This window comes from Agrobacterium sp. LY4 (assembly GCF_001526585.1).
In the GTDB taxonomy this organism is placed as follows: domain Bacteria; phylum Pseudomonadota; class Alphaproteobacteria; order Rhizobiales; family Rhizobiaceae; genus Agrobacterium; species Agrobacterium leguminum.
In genome coordinates, this window is record NZ_ASYA01000033.1 from 192,360 (window position 1) to 201,422 (window position 9,063).

Sequence of the window (9,063 nt, forward strand, 5' to 3'; positions counted from 1 at the left end):
GCAATCATGGCAAAATTCGAGACGCCTATTCCTTGCCCGCGCCATCCGCATGGCGGGCGAGCCGCGAAAGCAGCAGAACCACCACATGCAAGAGCGGCAGGGCGATGAAGACGCTGGCAAGGCCGGTATGCTCGGCAATAAAGCCGATGGCCGATGGCGCCACCAGAATACCGGAATAACCCATGGTGGTGACGACCGAGAGACCAATGCCGGGCGCCAGTCCCGGCATGTTACCGGCGGCGGAAAAGGCAATCGGCACCATGTTGGAAATGCCGATGCCGGCAATCGCGAAACCGATGATCGCGATAGTGGAATTTCCCGCAAGACCGGCAATCATAAGACCGATAATCGACATGGCCGAGCAGAAGCGCAGGGTCGTCACGGCGCCGAAGCGGTCACGCACCAGATCGCCGGCAAACCGCATCGCCGCCATGGTCATGGAGAAGGCCGCGAAGGCGAAACCGGACTGCGATACCGAAGCACCGAGTTCATTGCGCAGATAAAGTGCGCCCCAGTCGAGGATAGCGCCTTCAGGAATCATCGAGAACAGCGCCATCAGGCCGATGATCCACGGCAGCGGCGTCAGCGGCAGGCCGCCTTTCGGGCGTTCCTCCTCCGGATGCGGACGATCCGCAAGGACGCGCGGCCACGCGATGACCAGCAACACGAGTGCGATGACCGTCAACGCAATGGCGTGCCCCTGCACACCGATGGCCGTGATGAGATAACCGCCAAGACCGGCGCCGATCAGGCCGCCAAGGCTCCAGAAGGCGTGGCAAGACGACATGATGGCGCGGCGCATATCCCGTTCCACCGCCACCGCATTGGCGTTCATGGCGACATCCATCGCCCCCGTCAGCCCGCCGAACAGAAACACCGCAATCACCCCGGCCCACACCGTGCCCGCCCAGGAAATGAAAAGCAGGGTCGGCAAAAAGATCGCCGCAGTGACGAGACTGACCGTACGCGAGCCGAAACGGGCGATCTGCGAACCGGCAATCGGCATGAAAACCAGCGAACCGATGCCGAAAACCAGGATGATCAGGCCGAGCGCGCTCTCACTGAGGGACAGGCGCGCCGCAAATTCCGGAATCTTGGGCGCCCATGACCCCATCATGAAACCGTTCATCAAGAACAGCAGGGAAACACCCAGCCTGTGCCGCGTCAGATAGGACGAGCGTATGCCTGTCGGCGAAAATGTCGTGGGGCCATTCATCGGCAATATCCTTCAGACTTGACCATGAGAAAACTGAGCGACGTCATCATCGCCGCAATAAATCTGTACGCCCTTTGCCGACAGCGCCTCGACGAATGCGCGGTCGGCATCCTGTTCCAGCACGAGGGAAAGAGGTGGAGAAAAATCATGCACATGGAAAGCTGCCCTGTGGCCGAGCTTTTCCGTGGTGATGGCGGCGACAATCCGCTGGCTGGCGCTGCAGGCAAGCCGCTTGAACACCGCATCCTCAAAAACATCCGCCGACAGACCCGTCTCGGCCGCAACGCCGCAGACACCGAGAATGCAGAGATCGGGCCGCATCAGTTCGAGCTGCCGAAGCGCCATGGCGTCAATCGCAGCACCTACGGCCGGATCGACCTTACCGCCGATCAGCACCAGATCGATATCGGCCCTCCCCGTCAGTTCAGCGGCAATGGCGGGCGTATTCGTCACCACCGTCAGGTTGAGCCCGGCGGGAAGCGCCCTTGCAATGGCGAGATTGGTGGACCCGGCATCGATGAAGACGACCATGCCCGGTTCGAGAAGCGGGACAACGGCGCGCGCCAGCAAGGCCTTGCGGTCGGCATCCTCGGCAATGCGCGTCTTCAGCGGCACCGTTTTGCTGTCGGAAAGCAACGCCCCGCCATAAACCCGCAGGCATTCTCCCCGGGCTGCCATCTCACGCAGGTCGCGGCGCACGGTGTCTTCGGAAACGCCGAAATTCTGCGCGAGATCCTGCGCCAGCACCCGGCCGCTTTGCCGTAACTGCGCAAGGATGAGCGCCTGCCGCTCGCTGACAAAATGATCGCTCATCGGAACTCATGCATAAACAGGAATAAACGTGCACGAACATGCATATTCGAGTTTTTACGGCTGCGCAACAAAAAACGCCCGCCGGAGAGGCGGGCGTCTGACACTCATCAATGATCGGATACGGCTTTATTCCCCGTAAGCGATCAACAGATCCTTCGCATCGATCTGATCGCCGGGGCGCACCAGAACTTCTGCGATCTTGCCGTCGCGTTCGGCGTGAAGCGCGGTTTCCATCTTCATGGCCTCGATGGAAAGCAGCACGTCGCCGGCCTTGACGTCCTGGCCCTGGTTGACGAAGACGCGGCTGATCACGCCTGGCATCGGCGCGCCGATATGGACGGCATTGCCGGGCTCGGCCTTGCGGCGCACGGCGGAGCCGGAAGCACCATGGGCACGATCCGGCACCTTGATGCGGCGCGGCTGGCCGTTGATCTCGAAGAACACCGTCACCATGCCCTTGTCATCCGTGCCGGACGAGGCCTGATTGACGATGACAAGCGTCTTGCCGCGTTCGATATCGGCAAACAGTTCCTCGCCATCCTCCATGCCGTAGAAATAGGCATGGGTGGGCAGCACGGAAACCGGGCCATAGGTCTCGGCTGTCAGCGCGAAATCCGTGAACACCTTCGGATACATCAGATAGGACGCGAACTCGAAATCGTCGACCTTGCGCTCCAGCTTGGTCTCGATCACCTTCCGTTCGGCATCGAGATCAGCATCTTCCAGCAGCGAACCCGGACGAACCGTATAGGGTGCTTCGCCCTTCAGCGCCTTTTTCTGCAGGGCTGCCGGCCAGCCGCCAGGCGACTGTCCAAGATCGCCCTTCAACATCGACACCACCGATTCCGGGAAAGACACTTCACGATCGGGGTTTTCAACGTCGGCCACCGTCAGATCCTGACTGACCATCATCAGCGCCATATCACCGACGACCTTGGAGGACGGCGTCACCTTGACGATATCGCCGAACATGCGGTTGGCGTCGGCATAGGCCTGCGCCACCTCGTGCCAGCGGCTTTCGAGACCCAGCGAACGCGCCTGTTCCTTGAGGTTGGTGAACTGGCCGCCCGGCATTTCGTGCAGATAAACTTCCGAGGCCGGTCCCTTGAGATCGCTCTCGAAGGCGGCATACTGGTTGCGCACAGCTTCCCAGTAGAAGGAAATGCGGCGGATCCATTCGGTATCAAGACCCGTATCGCGTTCCGATCCCGCCAGCGCCTCCACGATCGAGCCGAGGCATGGCTGCGACGTATTGCCGGAGAAGGCATCCATTGCAGCATCGACGGCGTCGACACCGGCATCCACGGCCGCAAGAACGGTCGCGGCGGAAATGCCCGAGGTATCGTGGGTATGGAAGTGGATCGGTAGACCGGTCGCCTCACGCAGCGCCTTGAACAGAACCCTGGCGGCGGCCGGTTTCAGCAGGCCCGCCATATCCTTGACGGCGATGATATGAGCTCCCGCCTTTTCAAGCTCGGCGGCAAGGTTGGTATAATATTTGAGATCGTATTTCGGACGAGCCGAATTCAACAGATCGCCGGTATAGCAGATGGTCGCCTCGCAGAGCTTGTTCTCCTCGGCAATCGCATCCATCGAGACGCGCATATTCTCCACCCAGTTCAGGCAGTCGAAGACGCGGAAAAGATCGACCCCGCCCCTTGCGGCCTGACGGACGAAGTATTTGACGACATTGTCGGGATAATTCTTGTATCCGACGCCGTTAGCGCCGCGCAGAAGCATCTGCAGCAGCAGGTTCGGCGCGCCTTCGCGGATCAGCGCAAGACGCTCCCATGGGTCTTCCGTCAGGAAGCGCATGGAAACGTCGAACGTCGCCCCGCCCCAGCATTCCAGCGAGAGAAGCTGCGGCAGCGCCTTGGCGTAAACGCTGGCGACGCGGGCAATATCATGAGTGCGAACGCGGGTGGCCAGCAGCGACTGGTGCCCGTCACGCATGGTCGTGTCGGTGACCAGAACACGTTTTTCATTGCGCATCCAGTCCGCAAAGCCCTTCGGGCCAAGCTTGTCCAGCAACTGCTTGGTGCCATCGGGCGTCGGCGCATCGATATAAGGCACGACGGGTTTTGCCGCCTTTTCGGACGGCCTGGCGCGACCCTTGGTTTCCGGGTGGCCGTTGACGGTCACGTCGGCAAGATAGGTCAGGAGCTTGTGGCACGGTCCTGACGCTTGACCTGCGCAAACAGTTCCGGCGTCGAATCGATGAAGCGGGTCGTATAGGTATTGTTGCGGAAACTGTCGTGACCGATGATGGCTTCGAGGAAGGTGAGGTTGGTCGCAACGCCGCGGATACGGAATTCGCGCAGCGCGCGGTCCATGCGGTTGATCGCCTCATCCGGTTGCGGCGCCCAGGCCGTTACCTTGACGAGCAGCGGATCGTAATAGCGGGTGATGACAGCGCCGGTATAGGAAGTACCGCCATCCAGACGAATGCCGAAGCCAGAAGCGGAACGGTAGGCGGTGATACGGCCGTAATCCGGAATGAAGTTATGTTCCGGGTCTTCCGTCGTGATACGGCACTGCAGCGCATGGCCGTTGAGACGGATATCCTCCTGGCGCGGCACGCCGGATTCCGCAGTGCCGATGGCGGCGCCTTCGAGAATATGGATCTGCGCCTTGACGATATCGATACCGGTCACGACTTCGGTAACGGTATGCTCCACCTGGATGCGCGGATTGACCTCGATGAAGTAGAATTTGCCGGTATCGGCATCCATCAGATATTCGACCGTGCCGGCACCGATATAACTGGTCGCGGCGGCGATCTTCAGGGAGTAGGCAGCAAGTTCCTGACGCTGCGCTTCGGTGAGATAGGGCGCGGGCGCACGCTCGACCACCTTTTGATTGCGGCGCTGGATCGAACAATCACGCTCGAACAGATGCACGACATTGCCGTGTGTGTCGCCGAGAATCTGGCTTTCGACGTGGCGAGCACGCTCGACCAGCTTTTCCAGATAGACCTCGTCCTTGCCGAAAGCAGCCTTCGCCTCGCGCTTGGCTTCCGTCACCTCGCGGGCGAGATCCTCTCGTCTGCGGATGGCGCGCATGCCGCGTCCGCCGCCGCCCCAGGAGGCTTTCAGCATGACCGGATAGCCGATTTCCTCGGCCATGCGCTCCACTTCCGCCATATCGTCGGGCAGCGGATCGGTAGCGGGAACAACGGGGACGTTGACCGAGATCGCCAGATTGCGCGCAGCCACCTTGTTGCCGAGCTGGCGCATCGTATCCGCCGTCGGTCCGATGAAGGTGATGCCGGCCTTGTTGCAGGCCTCCACGAATTCAGGGCTTTCAGACAGAAGGCCGTAACCGGGATGAATCGCGTCCGCTCCGGAGAGCTTGGCTACGCGAATAACCTCCTCGATCGAAAGATAGCTCTCGATCGGTCCCATATCCTTGGCGAGATGCGGCCCCCTGCCGACCTGATAGGATTCGTCCGCCTTGAAGCGGTGCAAAGACAGCTTGTCCTCTTCCGCCCAAATCGCAACGGTTTTAATCCCAAGCTCGTTCGCTGCCCGGAAAACGCGGATCGCAATTTCGGATCGGTTGGCAACAAGTATTTTCGATATTTTCAAGACGGTCTCCCCACACGCCAAAACAAAATTTCTGCTGCACTGCGGAATTAAGCAGCAAAACCCGGTCTTGGAAAGGGCAATTCCGGCGAGAACTGTCCTGTTTGCGCTAGCTCAGCAAACCATGGCGAAAAGCAAGCGCTACGGTATGCTGCCGGTTCTTGGCGCTGAAACGGCGCTGGATTCCGTTGATATACCAGTCGACCGTGTGGTTGGAGATCGATAGTTGGCGTCCAATTTCGGTGGAGGTCATGCCGTCCGCCATCAGCGTCAGCACCTCCATTTCGCGCCTCGTAAGCTCGAGAGCGGCAACGTCAGGGGCATTGCTGAAGCCATGGGCCTGCCCGGAAAGATCGAGCAGGCGCCAGAACACGGCACGCGTGGCCGCATCCAGCAGTTCCACCTGCAAAGAGGGCAATTGCCGATCCTGGCCGCCGATGAAGACCGCACCGATGAAGCCCGCACGGCCATGTACGGGAAAGGCGTAACCGCCCTGCAGGCCGTACCGGCCGGCATCGTGGAAAAAGACGCTCGCCCTTTTGCGATGCATCGCACGCGGCAGACCCTCCAGCGCTTCCTTCCACTGAAACGGCTTGTGCACCATGCCGATCACCTTGCGGACGGGATCGACGAGATTGTATTTCTTGGCCCTGTAGACCTCCAGCCAGCCTTCGGGCAGATGTTGCGCAAGGATGTGTCCGGTGGAGGCGAGCTCCCCGGTCATCCGCCTGCTGACGAGAAAATATTCGAAACCGTATTCGCGAATGAGCGTTGCAAATTCGGAACGAACGCGGTCGGCGCTTCCCGCCTGGTAACACGCAGAGATGAAGTGAAGAATATCATGCATAAAGACACGTGGTCCGGAGCTTGGCTTGAAGGGAATGACACGAAGGACGTGGTCCCGCGATGACGTCATGTTACTCGGGCGCCGGTCGGTTGAGATTGAACATATCGTCGTTAGCAATCCCTGAAACGAAGATGCGAAATCTTGTGACGGCAGGCCCCGGGAAACATCGGGTTCGGTTTTTTTCGGTTCGCACGCGCGGTCAATCTGTTAAGCCGCCATTCAGACAGAAAGAGCGATAATTACACAAATTTCGCCGTCTCATGCAACCTTGCTAAAATAACTTGCCTTGAGGCCGAACAAACAACCGCTCGAAAAAGACGCTCGGACTGGATTGAAAATTTGACCTTGTTTCAGGTTTACACACGCGCTCTGCGCTATCTGACCGTACATAAATGGCGGGTGACGGTGGTCGTCATCGCCAACGTCATTCTTGCAGCGATCACCATCGCCGAACCGGTGCTGTTCGGCCGGATCATCGACGCCATCTCTTCCGGCACCAATGTCACGCCCATTCTCATTCTTTGGGCCGGGTTCGGTGTCTTCAACACCGTCGCTTATGTGGCTGTCGCCCGCGAGGCCGACCGGCTGGCCCATGGCCGGCGCGCTTCGCTGCTGACGGAAGCCTTTGGGCGCATCATCTCGATGCCGCTCTCCTGGCACCATCAGCGCGGCACGTCGAACGCCCTCCACACGCTGCTGCGCGCCAGCGAAACGCTGTTTGGCCTCTGGCTCGAATTCATGCGCACGCATCTGGCCACTTTCGTCGCGCTGGTGCTGCTTGTGCCGACCGCCATGTCCATGGACATGCGCCTCAGTTTCGTACTGATTGGCCTCGGCATCGTCTACTGGTTCATCGGCAAGTGGGTGATGGGCCGCACCAAGGATGGCCAGGCTTCGGTAGAGGAGCACTATCACAGCGTTTTTGCCCATGTTAGCGATTCCATCAGCAACGTGTCGGTGCTGCACAGCTACAACCGCATCGAGGCTGAAACGAAGGCGCTGAAATCTTTCACCGAAAAGCTGCTGAGCGCGCAATATCCGGTGCTCGACTGGTGGGCCTTCGCCAGTGCTCTGAACCGCACGGCCTCCACCGTTTCGATGATGATCATCCTCGTCATCGGCACCGTGCTGGTGAAGAACGGCGAGTTGCGCGTTGGCGATGTCATCGCCTTCATCGGTTTCGCCAATCTCCTGATCGGCCGTCTGGACCAGATGCGCCAATTCGTGACGCAGATTTTCGAAGCCCGCGCCAAGCTCGAGGACTTCTTCGTGCTGGAAGATTCCGTCAAGGAACGGGAAGAACCGGGCGATGCGCGCGAATTGTCGAATGTCTCCGGCACGGTGGAGTTCCGCAACATCAATTTCGGTTTCGCCAACACCAAGCAGGGCGTTCACGACGTTTCGTTCACGGCCAAGGCCGGCGAGACAGTCGCTATCGTCGGGCCGACAGGTGCCGGCAAGACCACGCTCATCAACCTTCTGCAGCGGGTCTACGATCCCGATTCCGGCCAGATCCTGATCGATGGGACCGATATTTCGACGGTGACGAAAAATTCGCTCCGCAACTCCATCGCCACGGTGTTTCAGGATGCCGGCCTGCTGAACCGCTCCATTCGCGAAAATATCCGCCTCGGCCGTGAATCGGCCACCGATGCGGAAGTGGTGGAAGCAGCGGCAGCCGCAGCGGCGACGGATTTCATCGACAGCCGCATCAACGGCTATCTGACCCAGGTGGGTGAACGCGGCAACCGCCTGTCCGGCGGCGAGCGCCAGCGCATCGCCATTGCCCGCGCCATCCTGAAGAACGCTCCTATTCTGGTTCTCGACGAAGCGACCAGTGCGCTGGATGTGGAAACGGAAGCCCGGGTAAAGGCCGCTGTCGACGCGCTGAGAAAGAACCGTACGACCTTCATCATCGCCCACCGCCTTTCCACGGTTCGCGATGCCGATCTCGTCCTCTTCCTCGATCAGGGCCGGATCATCGAAAAGGGCACCTTCGATGAGCTGAGCCAGCGCGGCGGACGCTTTACCTCGCTGCTGCGCACCAGCGGCCTGCTGACGGAAGACGAAAACCAGCAGCCCCGGCCAAAGGCCATTGCCTCCTGAGGGTCTGGCTGACGGAATGAAGACAGGGCGGACAGCATGCTGTCCGCCCTTTTTCTTTGTGCGCTTCCCGACGGCCCCGCCAGATCACAGGTCGTCTATCGAAGAATTCCGGTCAAGGAACTTGCCAGCCAGAAATCGATCTGCCCGAAGGGGAGGAAATTTCCCAGAAAGGCGACAATACCTGCTGCGAGATTGGTCAGGAAAATTCCAAGCAACACACCAAGCATTATTCCGACGCTCGTTTTGCGTGGGTAGCGCGCCAACCAACACGACAACGCCAGGGAAAGAATGGCGAGCAACGCCAACAGTGCAAGTTCTGTGAAAGATGCGCTGAATTGCAAGATAACTCCCTTCCGATCGACCGACTATTGGCGACTGCTGCTTTTCTCGAAAAGACTGACGACAGTCCGCACCGGACGGTCTGGCACCGCGCCATCAAAACCTTCGCCAATATGACCCTATCTCGGTGCTGCGGGAGCTTCCAGCCGACGCTGCGA

5 protein-coding genes and 1 pseudogene are annotated in these 9,063 nt (G+C 59.7%); 1 reads left to right on the plus strand and 5 read right to left on the minus strand.

Translation table 11 applies throughout. From position 1 onward, the window contains the following. Nucleotides 1-25: 25 nt before the first annotated feature. The 4 genes and pseudogenes from L904_RS21150 to L904_RS21165 form a co-directional block, all read right to left on the minus strand. Nucleotides 26-1,216 (minus strand): MFS transporter, encoded by a 1,191-nt coding sequence (locus tag L904_RS21150; RefSeq protein ID WP_020810992.1) that lies wholly within the window; start codon nucleotides 1,214-1,216, stop codon nucleotides 26-28. Nucleotides 1,217-1,228: 12 nt separating this feature from the next. Next, a complete protein-coding gene (locus L904_RS21155; protein WP_020810993.1) occupies nucleotides 1,229-2,029 on the minus strand; it encodes a DeoR/GlpR family DNA-binding transcription regulator in 801 nt (266 codons plus the stop codon). Between the two features lie 126 nt (nucleotides 2,030-2,155). Then, nucleotides 2,156-5,616 (minus strand): annotated as a pseudogene (gene pyc / locus L904_RS21160) (pyruvate carboxylase). Between the two features lie 106 nt (nucleotides 5,617-5,722). After that, nucleotides 5,723-6,460 (minus strand): LuxR family transcriptional regulator, encoded by a 738-nt coding sequence (locus L904_RS21165; protein ID WP_035265197.1) that lies wholly within the window; start codon nucleotides 6,458-6,460, stop codon nucleotides 5,723-5,725. A 339-nt stretch (nucleotides 6,461-6,799) separates the two neighbouring features. Here L904_RS21165 and L904_RS21170 point away from each other — a divergent pair, with 339 nt between their 5' ends. Further along, nucleotides 6,800-8,566 (plus strand): glucan ABC transporter ATP-binding protein/ permease, encoded by a 1,767-nt coding sequence (locus L904_RS21170; RefSeq protein ID WP_035265200.1) that lies wholly within the window; start codon nucleotides 6,800-6,802, stop codon nucleotides 8,564-8,566. A gap of 95 nt (nucleotides 8,567-8,661) precedes the next feature. Here the strand turns inward: L904_RS21170 and L904_RS21175 are convergent, their stop codons facing one another. Beyond that, entirely contained in the window at nucleotides 8,662-8,907 is a 246-nt protein-coding gene (locus L904_RS21175; protein ID WP_031234224.1) for a hypothetical protein, read from the minus strand. Nucleotides 8,908-9,063 lie beyond the last annotated feature (156 nt).